Annotated in this window: 15 protein-coding genes; 11 read left to right on the top strand and 4 right to left on the bottom strand. The window is 59.1% G+C overall.

The genetic code is table 11. The features are described from left to right. Window positions 1-70: 70 nt before the first annotated feature. Entirely contained in the window at window positions 71-937 is an 867-nt protein-coding gene (locus FNT36_RS07465; RefSeq protein WP_144846021.1) for an LOG family protein, read from the bottom strand. Between the two features lie 161 nt (window positions 938-1,098). Further along, window positions 1,099-2,361, bottom strand: coding sequence for an ABC transporter permease (locus tag FNT36_RS07460; RefSeq protein ID WP_233635836.1), 1,263 nt, complete (start codon window positions 2,359-2,361; stop codon window positions 1,099-1,101). Between the two features lie 129 nt (window positions 2,362-2,490). Here FNT36_RS07460 and queA point away from each other — a divergent pair, with 129 nt between their 5' ends. After that, window positions 2,491-3,540, top strand: a complete 1,050-nt coding sequence (gene queA, locus FNT36_RS07455) for a tRNA preQ1(34) S-adenosylmethionine ribosyltransferase-isomerase QueA (RefSeq protein ID WP_144847440.1) — start codon at window positions 2,491-2,493, stop codon at window positions 3,538-3,540. Between the two features lie 108 nt (window positions 3,541-3,648). Further along, a complete protein-coding gene (locus FNT36_RS07450) occupies window positions 3,649-4,374 on the top strand; it encodes a 2-C-methyl-D-erythritol 4-phosphate cytidylyltransferase (RefSeq protein WP_144846017.1) in 726 nt (241 codons plus the stop codon). Between the two features lie 161 nt (window positions 4,375-4,535). On the opposite strand, the gene FNT36_RS07445 is transcribed toward FNT36_RS07450, so the two are convergent. Then, window positions 4,536-5,396, bottom strand: a complete 861-nt coding sequence (locus tag FNT36_RS07445) for a hypothetical protein (RefSeq protein WP_144846015.1) — start codon at window positions 5,394-5,396, stop codon at window positions 4,536-4,538. A 211-nt stretch (window positions 5,397-5,607) separates the two neighbouring features. Here FNT36_RS07445 and FNT36_RS07440 point away from each other — a divergent pair, with 211 nt between their 5' ends. The 7 genes from FNT36_RS07440 (at window position 5,608) to FNT36_RS07410 (ending at window position 16,104) form a co-directional block, all read left to right on the top strand. Further along, a complete protein-coding gene (locus FNT36_RS07440; RefSeq protein ID WP_144846013.1) occupies window positions 5,608-6,285 on the top strand; it encodes a DUF4142 domain-containing protein in 678 nt (225 codons plus the stop codon). Window positions 6,286-6,345: 60 nt separating this feature from the next. Beyond that, window positions 6,346-6,960 carry a DUF4142 domain-containing protein gene (locus FNT36_RS07435; protein WP_144846011.1) on the top strand — a complete coding sequence of 205 codons (615 nt, stop codon included), beginning with the start codon at window positions 6,346-6,348 and terminating at the stop codon, window positions 6,958-6,960. A gap of 368 nt (window positions 6,961-7,328) precedes the next feature. Next, window positions 7,329-13,289, top strand: a complete 5,961-nt coding sequence (locus tag FNT36_RS07430) for a hypothetical protein (protein ID WP_144846009.1) — start codon at window positions 7,329-7,331, stop codon at window positions 13,287-13,289. A gap of 166 nt (window positions 13,290-13,455) precedes the next feature. Further along, a complete protein-coding gene (locus FNT36_RS07425) occupies window positions 13,456-14,097 on the top strand; it encodes a sulfite oxidase-like oxidoreductase (RefSeq protein WP_144846007.1) in 642 nt (213 codons plus the stop codon). Beyond that, window positions 14,094-14,837 (top strand): ferredoxin reductase, encoded by a 744-nt coding sequence (locus tag FNT36_RS07420; protein ID WP_144846005.1) that lies wholly within the window; start codon window positions 14,094-14,096, stop codon window positions 14,835-14,837. The genes FNT36_RS07425 and FNT36_RS07420 overlap by 4 nt, the downstream gene beginning before the upstream one ends. Before the next feature lie 36 nt (window positions 14,838-14,873). Further along, window positions 14,874-15,560, top strand: coding sequence for a TMEM175 family protein (locus FNT36_RS07415; protein ID WP_144846003.1), 687 nt, complete (start codon window positions 14,874-14,876; stop codon window positions 15,558-15,560). Window positions 15,561-15,669: 109 nt separating this feature from the next. After that, the gene (locus tag FNT36_RS07410; RefSeq protein WP_144846001.1) at window positions 15,670-16,104 is read left to right on the top strand and encodes a hypothetical protein; all 435 of its coding nucleotides are present in this window, start codon (window positions 15,670-15,672) and stop codon (window positions 16,102-16,104) included. Between the two features lie 49 nt (window positions 16,105-16,153). On the opposite strand, the gene uvrA is transcribed toward FNT36_RS07410, so the two are convergent. Then, a complete protein-coding gene (gene uvrA, locus FNT36_RS07405; RefSeq protein WP_233635755.1) occupies window positions 16,154-19,255 on the bottom strand; it encodes an excinuclease ABC subunit UvrA in 3,102 nt (1,033 codons plus the stop codon). Between the two features lie 208 nt (window positions 19,256-19,463). Here uvrA and FNT36_RS07400 point away from each other — a divergent pair, with 208 nt between their 5' ends. Together FNT36_RS07400 and FNT36_RS07395 are read left to right on the top strand one after the other, a co-directional pair. Further along, window positions 19,464-19,853 carry a hypothetical protein gene (locus FNT36_RS07400; protein WP_144845999.1) on the top strand — a complete coding sequence of 130 codons (390 nt, stop codon included), beginning with the start codon at window positions 19,464-19,466 and terminating at the stop codon, window positions 19,851-19,853. A gap of 86 nt (window positions 19,854-19,939) precedes the next feature. Further along, on the top strand, window positions 19,940-20,344 hold the full coding sequence (locus FNT36_RS07395) for a hypothetical protein (RefSeq protein WP_144845997.1): 405 nt from the start codon (window positions 19,940-19,942) through the stop codon (window positions 20,342-20,344). Window positions 20,345-20,509: the final 165 nt, after the last annotated feature.

Below are 20,509 nucleotides of genomic sequence, written 5' to 3'. Positions count from 1 at the left end.
AGGGCTTTACGGCTATTCAACAAAAAAGCCGGGCGTTTCCGTCCGGCTTTTGGGCAAATAAAGCGGTCGCTTAGAAGTTTGGCGACAGCGAGTACTTGTGGTAGAAATCGTCAATGATTTTGACGGCCTCGCTGGCATCGTCTACGATGTGCACGAGGTCCATGTCTTCGGGCGAGATATTGTGCTCTTCGCCCAGCATTACGTTCTTAATCCACTCGAAGAGGCCGCCCCAGTAGGCCGAGCCCACGAGCACGATGGGGAAGCGCCCAATTTTCTTGGTTTGAATTAAGGTTAGTGCTTCAAACAGCTCGTCGATGGTGCCGAAGCCGCCGGGCATGCCCACAAAGGCCTGCGCGTACTTCACAAACATAACCTTGCGCACAAAAAAGTAATCGAAGTCGATGCACTTGTCTTGGTCGATGTAGATGTTGTGGGTCTGCTCGAAGGGCAACTCGATGTTGAGGCCTACCGACTTGCCGCCCTCGGCGCGAGCGCCTTTGTTGCCGGCTTCCATAATGCCGGGGCCGCCGCCCGTGATAACGCCATAGCCGTGGCGCACTAGCTTAGAGGCAATTTCCTCGGCCAGCTGGTAGTACTGATTGTCGGGCTTGGTGCGGGCCGAGCCGAAGATACTCACGCAAGGGCCGATTTTGGACAGCTTTTCAAAGCCCTCCACAAACTCGGCCATTACCTTGAAAATCTGCCAGCTATCGGCGATTTTAATCTCGTTCCAGTCTTTATCAACAAAGGCTTTGCGGATGCGCTGCTCGTCGGGGTCGGGGGTAGTCTTGGCCACAGCGCCGGTTTGCTGGCGCAGTTCAGTGATGCTTGTCAGCTTGTTATCGTTGACGTTGGGCTGTACGATGGTTTTGCCGGAGCCGGCGTTTAGGTTATCATCGGACAGCTTGGTTTTGCTGGTTTTCTTAAGTTTGGACATACTGCCAGGGTGGGGAAAAAACGAAACCGCCCCAGCTTGGCAAGCGGGGCGGCCACAAGGGGGCGAATATAGGTGGGGAATAGTGCTTGGTGCGAGTGCCCAGTGCCTGAGTTGTGAAATACCTCAACCGCATAACCTAGGCACTAGCACTAGGCACCAATCTACTTGGCTCGGATGGCGATAACGGGGTCGAGGTTGGCAGCCAGCACGGCGGGCACGATGCCCGCCACTACGCCAATACCAACGGATACAAGCAGCCCGAGGGTGATGTTGCCGGGGCTGAGGTACAGCGTGAGGTCACCGAGCGGAATGAACGTGACGAGCCACACCAGAAAGATGCCTGCTGCGCCACCTAGGAGGCATAGAAACACCGCCTCGAATAGAAATTGAAACAGAATAAAATAGTTTTTAGCGCCCAGGGATTTCTGAATACCGATAATGTTAGTGCGCTCGCGCACCGACACAAACATGATATTGGCAATGCCAAAGCCGCCTACCAGCATGGCAAACGAGCCAATGACGGCCCCCGCCAGCCCAATCACGCTGAAGAGCTTGGTGATGAGCGAGGCTATCATTTCGGGCCGGTTCAGGGCGAAGTTGTCTTCCTCACGGGGCTTGAGGCCGCGAATGGTGCGCATGGCGCCCTGCATCTCGGCCTCTAGGTTGAGCAGGCCGGGGTCGGTGTCGGCGCCCTTCACACCAATGCTGGGCGAGGGGCCGCTCATTCCGGTGCTGCTGAGGGCAAAAATGCCAGCGAAGGTATTGTACGGAATAAGGCAATTAGCATCGTTGCTGGGGGCACCTAGGAGGTTTTTGCCCTCTTTTTTGAGTACCCCAATCACGGTAAAATGCCGGCCGTGGGTCTTGAAATCCTGCCCCACAGGGTCGATGCCAGGGTAGAGGTTCTCAGCGATGGTGGCTCCGATGATGGCTACCGGCCGCGCGCCGTCCACTTCTTGCAAGGTGAAGTAGCGGCCCTGCTCTACGGGCACATTCGACACGTTGCGGTAGTCGTAGCTCACGCCCTGTAGAGAACAGTCGGTCACGGAGTTAGAGCCCGCTTTGAAAGTGTTGCCGCCTTTGTTCACAAAGATGGCCACGCCCTTATTGCCACCTGGCGTCAGCATCCGCTCAAGCTGCCGAAACTCACGGGCCGTGGGCACGGGGCGGTTGAAGTACTTCCACCAAGGCTGATTGGGCTCAAACACCCAAGGCCACTTGCCCACGTACACTACCTTGTCGCCCATGAAGCTCATGCTTTGGCGCACGTTAGCTTCGAGCGAATCGACAATCATAAAGACGGCAATGATGGCAAAAATGCCCACCGTGACCCCTAGGAGCGACAAAATCGTGCGCAGCAAATTAGACCGCAGTGCTTGCCAGGCAAAGACAAAACTCTCGAACGTGAGGCGCAGGGTGAGCAACATAAGCGGAGCAGAAAAGGCAAGTAGCAGATAAGCAGCGCAAAGGTATTCGGAATCCCAAAACAAACTCGTACCTTTGCCCGCCCAAATTTTTGGTAACTTCCCCCTAGTACGTCCCACTACATGGCGATGAAACTGCACGAGTTCAAATTTGAACTCCCCGAAGAGCTGATTGCTACGCATCCGGCCCGGCACCGCGACGAGTCGCGCCTGATGGTCGTAAACCGCGCCACCGGCCAGTTCGAGCACCGGATGTTCAAAGATATTCTCGAATACTTCTCCGAAGGCGATGTATTCGTTTTTAATGATACCAAAGTATTTCCGGCCCGCATGTACGGCCAGAAAGAGCGCACTGGCGCTCAAATAGAAGTGTTCTTGCTGCGCGAGCTAAATAAAGAGCTGCGCCTGTGGGACGTGCTGGTGGACCCGGCCCGCAAAATCCGGGTTGGCAACAAGCTGTACTTCGGCGATTCCGACATCGTAGCCGAAGTAATCGACAACACCACGTCGCGCGGTCGCACTATCAAGTTCTTGTTCGACGGCACCGACGAGGAGTTCCGCAAGGCCCTCTACGAGCTCGGCGAAACGCCCGTACCTAAGGACGTGCTGAAGCGCGAAACCGAGGAGGGCGACAAGGAGCGCTACCAGACCATCTTCGCCGAGAATATTGGCGCAGTGGCGGCCCCGGCGGCCGGCCTGCACTTCTCGCGCGAGGTGATGAAGCGCATGGAAATCAAGGGTGTAGAAAAGGCGTTCATCACGATGCACGTGGGCCTAGGTACCTACCGCCACGTAGACGTAGAAGACCTGACCAAGCACAAGATGGACTCGGAGCAGTTCTTCGTGAACGCCGAGGCGGCCCAGATTATCAACAAATCGATAGACGCCAAAAAGCAGGTGTGCGCCATTGGCACCACCACCATGCGGGCCCTCGATGCGTCGGTATCGGCTAGCAGCCGCGTGAAGGTGACCCAGGGTTGGAACGACAAGTTCATCTACCCGCCCTACGATTTCAAAATCGCTAACTCGCTGCTTACCAACTTCCACTTGCCTGAAAGCACGCTCGTAATGATGGCTTCGGCCTTCGCTGGCTACAAGCTGCTGATGGCGGCCTACGAGGAAGCCATCAAAGAGAAGTACCGCTTCTTCGCCTACGGCGACGCGATGCTGATTCTCTAAGAGCGCGTATAACTAGGCTCACCAAACGGCCCGGCTACCTAGGAGGCAGCCGGGCCGTTTTGGCTTGGCGCGCGTCGCTACCTTCGCCGCACAAGTTCTGCTAACCTTATGCCCCCTACGTTCCCGCCGTCTTCTGCTAGCTCTCCTACATCCTCTCCGCTGCCGCGCTACGCCATTCTGGTAGCTGGGGGTAGTGGGCTGCGCATGGGCGCCGACCGCCCCAAGCAGTTTTTGCTATTGCGCGGCGAGCCGGTGCTGCTGCACACTCTGCGGCGCTTTGCCGAGCCGGCCCTAGAGGTGGTGCAAACCGTGGTGGTACTACCCGCCGACCAACTAGCCTACTGGCAGGCCTTGGCCGCTGAATATGCTGAGGCGCCACCGCACACTGTGGTGGCTGGCGGCGCCACGCGCTGGGCCTCGGTGAAGGCTGGGCTGGCCGCACTGCCCGCCGCGCCGCCCACCGGCGCATTGGTGGCCGTGCACGATGGCGTGCGCCCGCTGGTGCCTACGGGCGTGGTAGAGGCCACCTACCAAGCCGCTGCGGTACACCAAGCCGCGGCAGCGGCCGTGCCACCCAAAGACTCGGTGCGCATGCTGGGCGCCGCGGGCTCGTCGCCGCTCGACCGCCGCCGCCTGCGCCTGATGCAAACGCCCCAAACCTTTGACCTCGACTTACTACGCCGCGCTTACCGCCTGCCCGAGCTAGCCACTTTCACTGACGACGCCAGCGTGGTCGATGACCTGCACCCCGTGCAGCTGATAGAAGGTGACTATCGCAACCTCAAGATTACCACGCCCGAAGACCTACTGCTGGCTGAAGCGCTCCTTGCGTAAACCGTGGCTTCACGGAATTTTTGGATGAATCGGATTTTGTAGCCGACTCTCCTAGCTTTGTTACTCTGAACTAAGAAAGGCGGCCCTAGGGCCGCCTTTTCTAATTATTCATCTACAAAATCCGACCTATCCGAAAAGCTGTCGAATTTATGGCCCAGACCCTACTTCAGGTAGATGGTATAGGTGCGGCCGTTCTGGGTTACGGAGGCAACATTGTCGCAGGCTTGGGTACCGGTAGGGTCGTAGTTGAGCAGCATGGCCTTAGCGTTGGTATTGGTGAGCTCGATAGTGCCGACTACGAAGTGCCGGGCGCAGCCCACCGCAAACTTTTTGATTAGAGGCTGCTGAATAGCAGCCGTGTAGCTGATGCCCCGGCGATTGGTGCCTGTGAGCGAGCCTGTGATGCTGTAAACATCGTCTAGGATGCTGGGGGTACCAAAACCGGCCGTGCGAGTGTAACGGCGCTGCGACGACCACGACGTGGTACCCCCGCCATTGGCAAAGATGATGCTGGCGTTTTGCACCACCAGGTCGAAAGAACCGCTACCTAAGTTAGTGATAATGCGGGTGCCTAGGTGCTGATTATCATTCACAAAGTAGTTGGTGCGGTTGATGGTAACTACGGCGCCCGCCTGGCGATAAGGCCCACTAAATACGGCCGTGATGACGCCGCGGCGGTAGCGCCCATCGGGGCAGAGGCAATTGGTAGTGCCAAAATTGAGTGTGAGCGTGCGGGTGGCCGCATCATAGGTGCGGGTAGCGCAGGGCGGTAGCAGGCGGGCCAATTCGGGGGCATCGACCACAGTAGCGCTGGCCGAAGCCGTGGCATCTTGCGGGGCAGCGGCCTCTACTAGGTCGGCGGTGGTGGCGTTTTCTTCGTCGCCGAGGCCCGCATCCTGGGCCGAAACCACGTCTTCGGTTGAGGTGGTGACTTCGTTATTCTTTTTGCAGCTGGCAGTGAGGAGCAGCCCGCCCGCCAGCGCGACGCCTGCAACGGCGCGCAGAGAAGTAGTGAAACGCATAAAAGAAAGGTGAGAAAGGTGAGGCCTGTAAGATGGCGGGCGGCCTAGGTGGTTTAACTCGACAGTTGAAAAATGCAAAGAATAGCCTCAGCATTTTGTCATCAGGCAGCTTTGACTATCAAGATATAACACTTGCAATACCTTCATTATCAAACCCTTCCAGACAATCCCACGTAAACCATGCCTCCAACCTACTTTTTGACTTTCCGATATGAAACGCCTGATTCTTCCCCTGCTTGGTGCTGGCCTCCTTGCCTTGAACGCATGTAGCACCACCGACTCATCGACCAACGACACGGCGGCTGCTGGCGCTAACACTGAGGCGGGCGCAAGTGCCTCAGCTACTACTGACACAACCAACGCGGCGGCTACCTCCACGGCCTCGAGCGATAGCAGTTCGGCTATGCAGAGCGGTGGCGGCATGGCCAAGGCTGACCCCAGCGGCCCCACGGCTCCCCACGCCGATGACAAGGAATTTATGATGTCGGCCGCGCACAGCGACCAAAACGAAATTCAGCTTAGCAAGATGGCCCTGACGAAAGGGGTATCGGAAAACGCAAAAACGCTGGCCAATAAGATGATAGCCGACCATACCAAGAGCACGGCTAACCTGAAGCCCATCGCGGCCAAGGCTGGTGTGACGCTGCCTACGGATATGGATGCCGAACACAAGGCGCTGGCCCCTACCATGGCTAAGCTGACGGGCAAAGAATTTGAAACCAAGTACCTAGCCCAAATGGTGACCGACCACCAGAAAACGGCTAACACGCTGGCCGCTCATAAAACCATGACCAAAAACACGGCGCTCAGCGGCTGGATTACCACTACCCTGCCCGTAGTAGAGGAACACCTAAGCATGTCCCACAAAGATTCGGACATGAAAATGTAAGCTTGCCCTAGGGCAGCTTCTTTCGCACTCACAATTGACTATAAGCTTTTTAGCTTCGCTATGAAACGTATTTTTGTAATGCTTTGCGGGGCTGCCTCGCTGCTTGGTGCAGCGAGCTGCTCCTCAAAGCCCGACTCGGTAGAACAAGCACAAGAGACTAACAATGCCAAAAAGGGCATTACCGATGCCGACACCACTGTAACTACCGCCAAGGGGGTAGGTGGCGAGCAGCGCCCGGCTTTCGATTCGGAGTTTATGACCAAGGCCGCCAGCGGCGGTATGCTCGAAGTGCAGCTAGGCCAGCAGGTAGCCCAAAAAGCTACCACACCCGAAGCCAAGCAGTTTGCGCAGCAAATGGTAACTGACCACACCAAAGCCAACGAAGAACTGAAGGCACTGGCGGCTCAGAAAAACATCACGCTACCCACCACGCTCGGCAAAGACCAGCAGAAGGTGTACGACGATGTACTGGCCGAAAAAGGCCCTGAGCTAGATAAAAAGTACGTAAGCGCCATGCTTACCGACCACCAGGAAGACATCAAAGAATACCAGGAGGCCGTTACTCAGTCGAGCGATACCGATATCAAGACATTTGCTCAGAAGAACTTACCAGTTCTTCAAATGCATCTAGGCATGCTGCAGAAAATGCAGCCGGTGATAGAAGCTAAGAAATAAGAAATTGCCTAGCATCATATGCTTGAAAGCCGCTCCGGAATATTCCGGAGCGGCTTTTTTATTTAACACTAACTAATTTTTATAATATTATACAACTACTTACAATTCTTATACTTATGTTAAAATAAAGTAAAATAGAGACAAAAATGCAACGTACATAATTCGGGTATTATACTATTTAGTTACCTGCCAATGGAACTTTCTTAAGAAACCGAAAAAGTGCGTTTTGACATCGGCCTCGTATTTGTAATACCCAAAGTCCATGCGGTTAACGCGGCGGCTTCAGTGCTGCTCTTAACCAGCGCCAGACCCTCTTCACCAACTGATTAGCCTAGCGACAGCTAGGCGGTCATTAAGCTGTCTGGCCTATGGGCATTCTTCTTTTTGCGCTACTACTTGGCGCCCTATTTCTAGCCATTCGCGTCTGGAACCTCCCAGACCGGCTAGATGACCTTCAAGACGAGCTAGCCCGGCGCAATGCCGAGCACACGAAGCTCCGCACCGAGCTGCTTCAGCTGCGCGACCAGTTTGCGCAGTTTAGGGAAGCTAGCCTTATCGCCGTAGCAAGCCCTCAGGCTACAGCAGAACCTGCTACCAAACCGCCGGTAGCAGCAACTAACTGGAGCTGGGAACCGGCCGCTGCCACCATAGCACCAGAGCCAGCGCCGCCGGTAGCGGCACCCGAGCCGAGCACCCCGGCCCTAGTGCCACCAATGGCAGCAGCGCAGGAAGAGCCTGAGTTAGCTGCTTCAGCTAGTGAATTAACAGAGGCAGCACTGCCGACGGAAGAAACCATATCTGCCTCCCTAACTGAGGTAGCATTTCCCGAGGAGGTTATTCCCATTGCAGAGCCGACACTCATTATCGAGCCTGCGCCTGAATGGGAGAAAACGGCAACACCTGAATTGACGCTCTTAGATGAGCCAGTACTAGCACCTGCGCCCGATGTGGAGTCAAACCTAGAAGCTGGCACCCCCTCGGTAGCGGAATCAGAAGAGGTAGCGGAAACCCTCCCCACTGAATCTGAAACAATAGCCGAGCCGAGCCCGAGCAACGAACCCGAGCCACTAGCAGCGCCTGAAATTGCGGTAGAGCCCGAGCCTACCCCAGCGCCAGCCGACGAACCGGCCCCAACCTGGGTGCCGCAACCGCGCCCGGTAGGCCGCCCCACGCCGCCACCGCCGCGCAAGCCGGTGCTACCGCGGCGGCCCGCGCCTAAGCCAGTGCCCACTGGCCCAACATGGTGGGAACGTGCCTCGACGGTGCTGCTCGAAAACTGGACGGGTATCCTGGGGGCAGTCGTGCTCGTGACAGGCGTAGGCTTCCTAGGTATCTACGCGGCGCTGCGAGTGTCGCCCCAGCTCCGGTTTCTGATGATTTGCGCCTTTGCGGCGGGTTTGTTGGGGGCACGTGTGGCCCTGCGCGATAAGGCTTTTGCGAAGAAGCTGAACGCTTGGCTAACAAGTAGTGCGGCGGCCATTTTCCTATTTGCTTGTGTGGGGGCAGTGAGTATAGATGGGCTACGCTGGGTCGTGCCCCCGTTTGATTACCTACTGCTCTTGGTGGGCGTGAGCGCTAACCTTTACTTGGCTTGGCGCACTAGCCGCCAAGAGGTAGCCACCCTGCACGGCGTACTGAGCCTAGTGGCGCTGGCGGTGCTACCGCCCACGGCCCTTACCCTAGGGGCAGCGGCGGGCGTCACGGCTTTCAGCATTGCTATCACCTACCGGCAGCTCTGGAAATACCAGTTGCTACTAAGCATTGTCAGCTTCTTCGCCTTCCACCTCTACTGGCATCAAGAGCTGCCGGCCATCTCGAACTCGCTGCGCCTCATTGCGATGGCGCTGGTGCTGCTAGTAGGCGGTGCGGCAGCGGTGGTGCAGTACCGCCGCGTGTACGCGCAGCGCAAGTTTGAGCCGCTGCTCTTCACAGCTCATTTGCTGAACTGGACCTGCCTAGGTATCAATTTATATCTCTACAGTACAGGTTCGGTTTGGAAGACTATACCGCTGGCCTTGGGGGCAGTGCTCACCTTCTGGGCCGGGCGCAAGGCCAAGCAATTGGGTATCGGCTGGCTATTTCAGACCGATACTATTATCTCGCTCATACTGGCCCTTGCCACGGCCCTCTCACTGCAAGGCTGGCATGCCACGCCCACGGTAATTGGACTCTTTATGTTGCTCGAAGCCTTGCTGATAACGCTGGTAATGGCCCGGCAAGGCGAAATATTGGTGTACCGCGTAGCCCTAGTGGTAGCCTCGCTGGCCAGCACTGGCCTGCTGGTGCTAGCGGGCAGCCACCTAGGCCGCAGTCTGCCCGCGGCGCTGTACCGCGAAGCGCTGGTGCTAGCCCTGGCGGGCTGGGCGGGGCTGGCGTTTGTGCAGTTTATTCTTCGGCAGCCGCTGTTGCGGCTAGCTACCGACTCGGCGCCAGTAGGCTCGCCGCGCCGCTTGCTCAGCTTTTTTGCGGGGCTCACGGGCCTGCTGCAGTTGGGCGCAGGCTTGGCGCTAGCACGTATCTTATTTGGCTGGTCGAGTGCACCCGTGGGGCTGCTGCTTTTGGGCTTGGCGGCGGCCGCGCTAGGCTTAGCCACTTGGGTGCGCCGGGCGGGCCGCGCACCAAGCTGGGTGAGGTGGCAGCAATTGGCACTGGCGCAACTATTTGTGGGGCTGGCCATTGTGGGGCTGCACGAGGCGGGTGTTGATTGGTCGATAGTACTACTGCTGCTTTATGTCGAGTCCTTAGGAGTTAGCCTCATGCTGGCTGGGCGCGTCGAGCGTGACGGGCTACACCAGCTCGTGTACCGGGCAGCGCTAGTAGAGGCAGCGGTGGCGGGCTTGAGCTTGCTACTGCGAACGATTACTCACCTAGGTAGCCCGGCGGTACTCTACCGCGAGGCGCTGGTGCTGGCCCTGGCCGGCTGGGCCACACTTGCCTTTGTGCAGCTAGCCTTCAAATGGCCGCGGCTGGCGGGTGCCAAGCCCTACCCTACTGCCGACCGAACCCCGGAACAACTGGTATCGAACCACGAGGAGCACGCAGGCTTCCTGGCTGGTTTTGCGGGCCTAGGCGGCGTGCTACAAGCAATGGCCGGCCTGGCACTGAGCCGCTTGGCTATGGGCGGGCTGGTAGCGGCGGTAGCCTGGCCGCTGGGTGGGCTGCTGGCACTGGCTGCTAGCGCGCTAGGGCTGGCTTGGTGGGTGCGCTCGGCGGGCCGGGCACCTGGCTGGGTGCGGTGGCAGCAGCTAGCGCTGGCGCAGTTCTACATCCTATTAGCCCTGATGGGCCTGCACAAACTAGGATTGAACTGGTCGGCAGTGCTGCTACTGACCTACGCCGAAGCTCTAGCGGTGACCCTGCTACTGGCTGGGCGCGCGGCCAGCGACGCGCTGCATCGGCAGCTGTACCGGGCCGCGCTGGCCGAAGCCGCACTCGCCGGGCTTGCCGTACTACTGCGGGCGGCGAGCTTTTTACCCCATAGCGCGCCTGCTGTGCTATACCGCGAAGTGCTGATAGTAGCGCTGGCTGGCTGGGCTAGCCTAGCTTTTGCACAAGCAGCTTTCAGGTGGCCACGGCTGGCGGCTATCAAGCCATATATCCCTCGTCTTGAATGGAGTGAGCCAACGGCAATTACCGGCCTGGTATCTAATCCCGAAGAGCACCGGAACCTTGTCAGTGGCTTTGCGGGCCTAGGTGGCGTGTTGCAAGCGGTGGCAGGCATTGGTCTTGGCTGCTTACTTTTTAACTCAACTACTACGCCTACTTGGCTTGTGCTGGGGCTGCTTGTGGGCTTGGTGGCTAGCTGCCTAGGCTTGGCTACCTGGGTGCGCACGGCGAGCCGCTTACCGGGCTGGGTGCGGTGGCAGCAGCTCGTGCTGGCGCAGGGCATTGTGGCGCTGGCGCTAACTGGCTTGCACGAGGTAGGCCTGAGCTGGGCGGCGGTGCTGCTACTGCTTTTCGTAGAAAACCTGCTGGTAGTGCTCTTGCTTGCCGGGCGCGCTGCCTTCGACCAGCTGCACACGCTCGTGTACCGCGCCGCGCTGTTCCAGGCCCTAGGCACAGGAGCGAGCCTACTGTTGGTGGTTGGCAGCCACCTAGCCAGCGCGAGGCTGGTAGTGCTATACCGCGAGACGCTGATACTAGCACTGGCTGGCTGGGCCGCCCTAGGCTTTGTACAAGCAGCCGTGAGGTGGCCCTTATTCCGGGGCGTGCGGCCTTACCTGCCTGCCCACGAAGCCGCCGAGCTAGAGGCTTCTTCCTTAACTCAATTGATTTCTAACCCAGAAGCCCACCTCGACTTGCTGCACAGTTTTGCGGGCCTGGCCGGGGTGCTTCAGGCCGGAGCCGGGCTTGTGCTAGCCCGCATAGTGTTCGGCTGGGCGGGCGCACCGGTAGCCTGGCTACTAGGAGCACTGGGGCTGCTCGCGGGTAGTGCACTGGGGCTCGGACTATGGCTGCGGGCTACGCCAGCATTGCCTAAGTGGATGCGGCGCCAGCAAGTGGTGTTAGCCCAGGCATTTGCCTTAATGGCTGTATTTGGCTTGCACAAGCTAGGCTTGAGCTGGCCAGGCGTTTTGAGCGTGCTATACGCTGAAAGCCTAGTGGTGGCCCTGCTCCTGAGCGGCCGCGACGAAGACGACTTGCTGCACGTGCAAACCTACCTGCTGGTGGTGCAGGCGCTACTGCTGCCCGTGCTGGTGCGCTACACCTCGATGGGTGCCCTAGGGCCGTGGGGACGGGCCGCACTGCTGATAGGCGCTGCGCTGCTCACGCTGGGCTACCAACTGCGGCGATTCTACTGGCGGCGGGCGCAGGAAGATTTTACCCGCCTGGCCCTAGGGGCCACTACGCCGCTGCCGGCCCTAGGCCTAGCGGTAGGCTGGCTACTGCTCGGTGCCGGTGCGCTGGTGTATGGGCAGGCATGGGCAGCCTGGCCCGCGATGGCACTGCTGGGGGCGCTACTCTACTTGCGGCAGCGGGTGGCGCTACCGGGCCTTTGGGCCGGGTTGGTACTGGCCGGTGTGGGCTACGTGGGGCTACAATGGCACCACGTGCTGGCCCCACTCGCTAGGCACGGCGCCGGCCATAGTGCTGGTTATATAGCGCTTTACTTGGCACCTACGCTAGCCGTGCCAGTAGCGGGCCTGCTCACCTCGTGGTGGCCAGCGGGCGGGCGCTACGTGCGCTGGCCGTGGCTATACCTGCTGGGTACTCACCTGGTAGTAGCTCTGCTGGCGGCTGTGCCGGCGGGCCACGTTGCCTACTTCATGCTGGACCTGCTCGCGCTGAGTAGCGCTGCCTTCGGCGCAGCCCTGGCTTGGCGGCGTACCCTGCCCGATGCCGCGGCCGTAGTGCGCGCCGGCCTACCCGACCGCTACTTGCTGCACCTCAGCTATAGCGGGCTGCTTGGTAGCCTGCTGCTGCAAGGCTGGTTGGTGGCTCACCACGAGCTATTATTCGGCCTACGAGCCGATTATTTCACAGCCGGTTTGCTCGTGGTGGTGGTGGCAACCCTGGCCTTGGCCCGGCCGCCAGCTACCGAGCCGGTGTATGCCTCCTGGCGGCAGCTGCACCCCTGGCTACCCGAAATGGCACTGCTGGTTGGTTCGGCCACGCTGGCACACGATGTCCGCTCGCAATGGCTACCGCTGGTGTGGGTAGCCGTGGCCTTGCTGCTGGGTGGCGCAGCACCTAAGCTAGCCCTGCGCTTCCGGCGGCTAGGCTTGTACGGGCGGCTATACTACTGGCTGGCAGCGAGCACGGCTAGCTTCTGCTGCTTACTGTACATCACCCCTATTCAACTGCTCAGTGCCGACTGGTGGGCGCTCGCGGCGGCTGTAGTCTTGCTGTTTGGCTACGTGGCGGTGGCGTTGCGTCACGGCAATGCCCCTTTCGCCCAGCTTTCGCCGGCTTGGAATATCCTGGCCCTACCCGCCCGCTACCAGCTCGAAACCTGGTTGCTCTACCCTGCCTTTGTGGCGCTGGCCGTACTACTCATTCAGTCGTTCGACCGCTCGGTGCTGACGGTGCTGCTCATGCTGCAAGTAGTAGCTGTGTTCAGCGGTAGCCTGGCGCTGCGGCGGCAAGACCTACGCTACGTGGCGCTAGCCGGTATGCTAGGCTGCATGGCGCGGCTCCTGTTCTTCGACCTGCGGCAGAGCGGCACCGTCACGCGGGCTATTGTTTTCATCCTCATGGGCTTGCTGCTACTAGGCATGAATGCGCTCTACGCCCGCTTCAAAAGCCGGTTTGAGTCTGAAGCTGACCGCCAGCCCGACTTAGGCGAAGACGACCTGACGTCGCAGGACTTGACACCAGAAATCGAGTAGCCCAAACATCTGCCACGGCTTGTTGGTAACAGCAGAGGCCTAGGTTATTTCTTTGGGTAGAAAGCCCTTGGCGCTGGTAGCCAAGGGCTTTCTTATGGCTTGCCTGGTAGCCTCCTAAGGTCGCTTGCTTCACCCGTTTCTTTGCGTTGCATCTCACTTATATTTTATGGGAATCTTCACCAACCGCGGCTTTCAGCCCAAGCGCCCGAGCAACCCCAAGCTGCCGCCCGGCCAGTACGAAACTACCGATTTTCCGGTGCTCACGGCCGGCCCTACGCCGCGCATTGCCCTTACCAACTGGGAGTTCCGCCTCGAAGGCCTGGTAGAAGCGCCCATGAAGTGGAGCTGGGAAGAATTCAATAAGCTGCCGATGCAGGACTTCAACCCTGACATTCACTGCGTCACGAAGTGGTCGAAATTTGACACCCATTGGCGCGGCGTGAGCGTGGACACGCTCCTGGAGCACGTCAAGCTCAAGCCCGAGGCGCAGTACGTGACCGAATTCAGCTACGGCGGCTACACCACCAACCTGCCGCTGGCCGACCTGCTCGGCGGCAAAGCCTTCGTGGGCTTGCAGTATGAAGGCCAGCCGCTGGCGCCCGAGCACGGCGGCCCGGCCCGGCTAGTGGTGCCGCACCTCTACTTCTGGAAAAGCGCCAAGTGGGTGCAGGGCCTACGCTTCACGGCCCAAGACGAGCCCGGCTTTTGGGAGCGCGGCGGCTACAGCATGTACGGCGACCCGTGGAAGGAGCAACGCTACCGCGACGACGATGACGACCAGGCTAGCGCCGGCAGCATCCGGCTATGAGCAAGGTAACCTGGCAGTTGGGCACGGTGGTCAGCATCGTGCCCGAAACCCCGCACGTCAAAACCTTTACCCTGCGCCTGCCTAACTGGACGCCCCACCGCGCCGGCCAGCACTACGACCTGCGCCTCACCGCCGAGGGCGGCTACCAGGCCGAACGCAGCTACTCCATCGCCTCGCCGCCCGAGCAAACCGGCGAAATCGCCCTTACCGTGGAGCTGGTCGACGAGGGCGAAGTATCGGGCTACCTCTTCGAGGGCGTGGCTGTGGGCGACGAGCTAGAAGTACGCGGTCCCATTGGCGGGTACTTTGTGTGGCGCGGCGAGCCTAGCTCGCCGCCACTGCTGCTCGTGGGTGGCGGCTCGGGCGTGGTGCCGCTTATGGCTATGCTGCGCCACCGCCAGCACCTAGGCCTGCGCACACCGGCCACGCTGCTGCTCAGCGTGCGCACGCCCGAGGAAGTTATTTATAAAACTGAGCTAGAAGCAATGGCGAAGGCCGACGACAGCTTCACGCTGTTGCTCGACTACACCCGCCAGGCGCCGCCCGGCTGGACCGGCTACCAGCGCCGCATCGATGCGGCTATGCTGGCCGAGGTAGTATCGCGCTTTGGCGAAAGCCAGCCGCAGGCATTTGTGTGCGGCCCCACGGGCATGGTCGAAAGCGTAGCCAATGGCTTGCAAGCCGCCGGATTGGCACCGGAAATGATTCTGACCGAACGGTTTGGGCCGACGGGCGCCTAGGGCGTTATTTTAGCCGCGCATCTAGCCCGGCTCCCCATGGCAACTCCTTCCGATACCGCCCGCGACTCCCACGACCGCACCGAGTTTCAGTTGGAGCGGCTGATACTGTTTACCGACGCGGTGTTTGCCATAGCCATCACGCTGCTCGTCATCGAAATCAAGGTACCCGAGCTGCACCACGCCACCGAGGCCGAGGCGGCGCAGGGCCTACTGCGGCTGATACCGAAGTTTATTGGCTTCTTTATCAGCTTCTTCGTCATTGCTATTTATTGGGTGGCGCACCACCGCATTTTTCGGTTTGTGCGCAATCTCGACAATCGGCTCATCTGGACCAACCTGTTCTTTTTGCTCGGCATCGTGCTTATGCCGTTCACCACGGCCTACCAGAGCGAGTACAGCCTGCTGCGTACGCCCTGGATTCTCTATAGCCTCAATATCATTGTGGTAGGCTGCATGCAGGTGCGGCTGCAAGCTTACTTGCGCAACCGCGCCCACGGCCTCACGCTCGCCCACGAGCACGCTCATCCCGACCTCGACTTGTTTCGGCCGCTCTCGTCGCCGTTGGTATTTGCCTTCAGTATCCTCCTGTCGTTTTTTGTGCAGCCGTGGCTGCTACGGCTGGTACCCGCCGTGGCGTTTCCGCTGCTTGGGCTAGTGCACAGCCGCCGCCACCGTCAGCTTAGCCTTCGCTACGAGCGGCTGAGCCAACTCGAAGCCCAATAGCCGCTTTCCTAATAAGGGCGCTAGCATTTTCGAGTAGCAAAACACCAACGCAAACTATCTTTCTATCCTGTAAGCAACTGACTAGCTGCTTACAGTTCCTTTTCCTTCTATGAAAAAACTTCTCCTAGGCTTGCTTGTGCTCAGCGCCTGCTCTAAAGAGGATGCGGCACCCAGTTACAACGACTTCACGCCCATCAACGGACGATTTACCATTCACGACGACGGGTTTTTGCGCTACAACAAGCGCGATACGACGGCCACGCTTTCCGACCTAAAGCTGCGCATCAGCACGTGCGGCGTGCAAGATGTCTATGAGTTCCAAGGGCGTTTTAGCGTCCACGAAACGTATAGCATTCGCTTTCTGGTCGATAAGAATCGCACTGGCTCGGGCCCTTGGACGAACCTTGCTACCGAAAGCACTAGCTATTTCAATGGCAACGTGAAGACGGGAGGAGGCAGCTCTAATTCGGGCACCCTTTCAGCCAGCGGCAATACGTTTACCGCTTCGTTCGACCACTCCAGCATCAAGGGCACGCTCAGGTAGCCGATAGACCTGCAAAGGCCCGCGGCTACCTAGGTGCCTTTCGGCGCCGCTACGCGTATTTGCTGGTCTTCAGCTCCTCGGCCAAGAAACGCCCAGTGTGGCCTTTGCCTGCCTTGGCCACCTGCTCGGGCGTGCCCTGCGCCACAATGGTACCGCCACCAGCGCCGCCCTCCGGGCCGATGTCGATGACATGGTCGGCCACCTTGATGAGGTCCAAGTTGTGCTCGATGATGAGCACAGTATTACCCTTGTCGGCGAGCTTGTGCAGCACGTCGGCTAGGTGGCGAATGTCCTCAAAGTGCAGGCCAGTGGTCGGCTCGTCGAGGATGTAAAAGGTCTTGCCGGTGTCCTTTTTGCTGAGCTCGGTGGCGAGCTTCACACGTTGGGCCTCACCACCCGAAAGCGTAGTGGCTTGCTGCCCTAGGGTCAGGTAGCCTAATCCAACGTCAGCTAAGGTCTTAATTTTACGTAGGATGCGCGGCTGAAACTCGAAGAAGTCTACGGCCTTCTCTACCGTCATATCAAGCACATCGGTGATGGACTTGCCCTTGAAGCGCACTTCCAGCGTTTCGCGGTTGTAGCGGCGGCCTTTGCAGGTTTCGCAGGGCACGTGCACGTCGGGTAGGAAGTTCATCTCGATGGTGCGGATGCCAGCGCCCTCACACGTCTCACAGCGCCCGCCCTTCACGTTGAATGAGAAGCGCCCAGGGCCATAGCCACGGATTTTAGCCTCCGCCATCTCGGCAAACAGCTGCCGGATTTCGGTAAACACGCCCGTGTACGTCGCCGGATTCGAGCGCGGCGTGCGGCCGATGGGCGACTGGTCTACCTCAATCACCTTGTCAATCAGCTCCAGGCCTTCGATGCTGCCGTAAGCCAGCGGCTCGCGGTGGGCATTGAAAAAGTGCTGATTGAGAATTGGGTACAGCGTGTCGTGAATGAGCGACGACTTACCCGAACCCGACACCCCCGTAACGGCGATGAGCTTACCTAGGGGAAACTTGGCGGTTACGTTTTTGAGGTTGTGGCCTTTGGCGCCTTTCAGCACCAAGTAGCTGCCTTCGCCCTCGCGCTTCTTCTTGCGCACCTCCACGTGGCGCTGGCCACTGAGATACTGCGACGTGAGTGAGCCCGAGTTGAAGATGGCGCTGGGCGTGCCTTCGGCCACAATGTGGCCGCCGTGGATACCCGCGCCCGGCCCAATGTCAAGCACGTGGTCGGCATTGAGAATCATGTCCTTGTCGTGCTCCACCACAATCACCGAGTTGCCGATGTCGCGTAGGTGCTGCAAGGCCTTGATAAGGCGTTCGTTGTCGCGCTGGTGCAGGCCGATGCTCGGCTCGTCCATGATGTAAAGCACGCCCACGAGCTGGGTACCAATCTGGGTAGCGAGGCGAATGCGCTGGCTCTCGCCGCCGCTGAGCGTGCGCACCGAGCGGTGCAGGCTGAGGTAGTCGAGCCCTACTTCGAGCAAGAAGCCAATGCGCTTACGAATCTCCTTGAGTAGCTCGCGCGCAATGAGGTTCTGGCGGTCGCTGAGGCGGTCTTCTAGTCCTACGAACCAAGCGGCCAGCTCATTAATATCCAGCACTGACAGCTCGCCGATGTGCTTGTCGGCCAGCTTGAAGTGCAAGCTTTCTTTTTTCAGGCGGTAGCCATCGCACACCGGGCAGGTCTGGGCCTGAGTGTACTGCTGTATCCACTCGCGAATGCTGTCCGAGTCGGACTCCATCTGGCGGCGCAAGAAGGGAATGATACCCTCGAAAGGCTCGGTGTAAGCACCCTTCGCATCGTCGGCCTCGTCTTGCGTGATGCCGTGCATGAGGCGCTGCAGTAGCTCGGCCGGCAGCTTCTCGATGGGCGTATTCAGGCTGACCTTATGCTTCTTGAGGATGAGCTGAAGCTGCTGGAAAATCCAAATGTCGCGGTACTCCCCTAGGGGCGCAATGCCGCCGCGGCTGATGCTCAGCTTGGGGTCGGGCACTACAGTTTCTTCGGTTATTTGCTGCACCTCGCCTAGGCCGGCGCAGTGTGGGCAGGCCCCGTAGGGCGAGTTGAAGCTGAACGTGTTAGGCGCCGGGTCGTCGTAGGCGATGCCCGTTTCGGGGTCCATCAGGAAACGCGAGAAAAACTGCGGCGCGGCCTTTTTGGCGTCTGGGTCAAGCACTAGCAGGGTGCCTTTGCCGTGGGTCATGGCGTTTTGCACCGAGCCCGACAGGCGGAACCGGTCTTCTTCCTTCACCACGAGCCGGTCAATCACGATTTCGATATCGTGAATCTTGTAGCGGTCTACCTGCATCTTGGGCGTGATGTCGAGCAGCTCGCCATCAACGCGCACTTTGGTAAAGCCCAGCTTGGCAATCTTTTGGAAGTCTTCGCGGTAGTGACCCTTGCGCCCCTTCACCACCGGCGCCAGCACTATCAGCTTTTTGCCGTCGTAGTGCTTCAGGATGTAGTTGATAATCTGGTCATCGCTCTGCCGAATCATCTTCTTGCCCGTGGCGTAGCTGAAAGCTTCGGCCGTGCGAGCATAGAGTAGGCGCAGGAAGTCGTATATCTCGGTGATGGTGCCCACCGTCGAGCGCGGGTTGCGCGAGGTGGTTTTCTGCTCAATCGATATTACCGGCGACAGCCCTTCGATTTTATCGACATTCGGCCGCTCTAGCCCACCCATAAACGAGCGCGCGTAGGCCGAGAAGGTCTCCATATACCGCCGCTGCCCTTCGGCATAAATGGTATCGAAAGCCAGCGAAGACTTACCCGAGCCCGAAATGCCCGTGAATACCACCAGCTTGCCGCGCGGAATCTGCACGCTCACATTCTTGAGGTTGTGCTCGCGGGCACCGTACACCTCGATGTAAGGCGCCTCGGCAGCGGCACCTAGGAGCTGGCCATCGGCAGGCGGGGCCAGGGTTTCGGGCGTTTGGTGCTGCTCGGCCACGGCCCGGCCAGCGGGCGCGGGCTGGCGGCCCACGGGCAGGTCGTGCTGCACATCGGATGCCTGCTTTTCAGCTACTTCCACTAGCTCGGCTTCGGTAGCTGTGGTCAAAAGCTCGGCCGCTTTGACAGTAGAGTTAGCTGCCTTTTTTGAGGCAGCCTTGGGTGTTTTTGGAGCAGGAGCAACAGGAGCGGTAGCCGTTTTTTTAGCCATGCGGGCAAATCAGAGGAACAAGCAAAGGTACGGAAATGGCTGGGCGAGAGTGGTAAAAACGCGGTTTTTTTCGCTGCCAGCTGGGCCGATAGTGCACAACAGGCGTGTGGCCCGATTAGTGCCAGTGCTTTTGGCAATGAGCTAACTTGGCATGCGCGGCGGGCCAGCATTGCCACCTATTCTTCTCCTCAACCAAACTCCTCGACGCATGGCTTTCCCTATTCGCAACTGGTGCCTAGGTGCGCTGCTACTCCTAGTATCGCTGAGCGCCTTGGCCCAAACCGGCCGCCCGACCTATGACTTCATGACGATTTCGGTTATCAAGTCGCCATATCGAAATGACTGCTACCTTCTGCTGACGCCCACCTTCCAAGGCAAGTCCGAAATCAAGCTGGAGGAAGAATACAACTTGGCCTCTGACCGCTACCGCGCTAACCTTCAGCGCAATATTACATTGCTTAACAACACCCTAGGTGAGCTATCTGCGGCAGGCTGGGACCTGGTCGATGTGCACTCGACCGAGGTCGGGGCCGAGCCAGCTGGATTACAACCTACGGCCACGCTTACGCGGTACCTGCTACGTAAAGCCAAAAACTAAGCAGGTCCGTATAGAGTCGGCACCCCCTACGCCTGTGTTGGCATTGTCCTTGCCAAGCAGGCCGGGTAACCTATTCTTTTACACCTATGAATTTTATTCAAAAAACCGCGGCGCTAGCCACGCTTAGCTTGCTAGCCTTGGCCGCTGCCCCGGCCCACGCCCAGGTCAATATTAACATCAATACGGCCCCGCCGGTAGTAGTTGGTGCGCCAGCCGATGCCCAGTATTACTACATTCCGGAGGCTAATGCCTACTACGACGTGCCGGCCCGCCGCTACATCGTGCAGCGCAATGGCCAGTGGGCCCGCTTCGAGCGCCTCGATGGCTACGACCCGCGCAGCTTCCACCCGCAGTACATCGCCTACCGTGGAGACTCGCCCTGGCTCTGGAAGGGGAAGGGCCACCCCCACGGCATGCCCCCCGGCCAAGCCAAGAAGCTGTACGGCCCCGGCCCTGGCCATGGGAAGGGCCATGGCAAAGGCCGCCACTAATAGTGCTAGAGAGCCACAGAAAGCCTCGCTACCCAGCGGGGCTTTTTGGCTTTGGGTAAAAGGCGAACCGGTTCGTCGGCACATTTGGCGGGCTAGCCAGCAAGCTAGGCGCTTCTGTCGACTAAGCTAAAATCCGGCACCGAACTTGCGTAAGAACAAGCAGCA

Origin of the sequence: Hymenobacter setariae (genome assembly GCF_007713685.1) — a bacterium.
Taxonomy (GTDB): domain Bacteria; phylum Bacteroidota; class Bacteroidia; order Cytophagales; family Hymenobacteraceae; genus Hymenobacter; species Hymenobacter setariae.
Note: the sequence above shows the minus strand (reverse complement) of the source record. Positions and strands in the feature narration are given on the sequence as shown.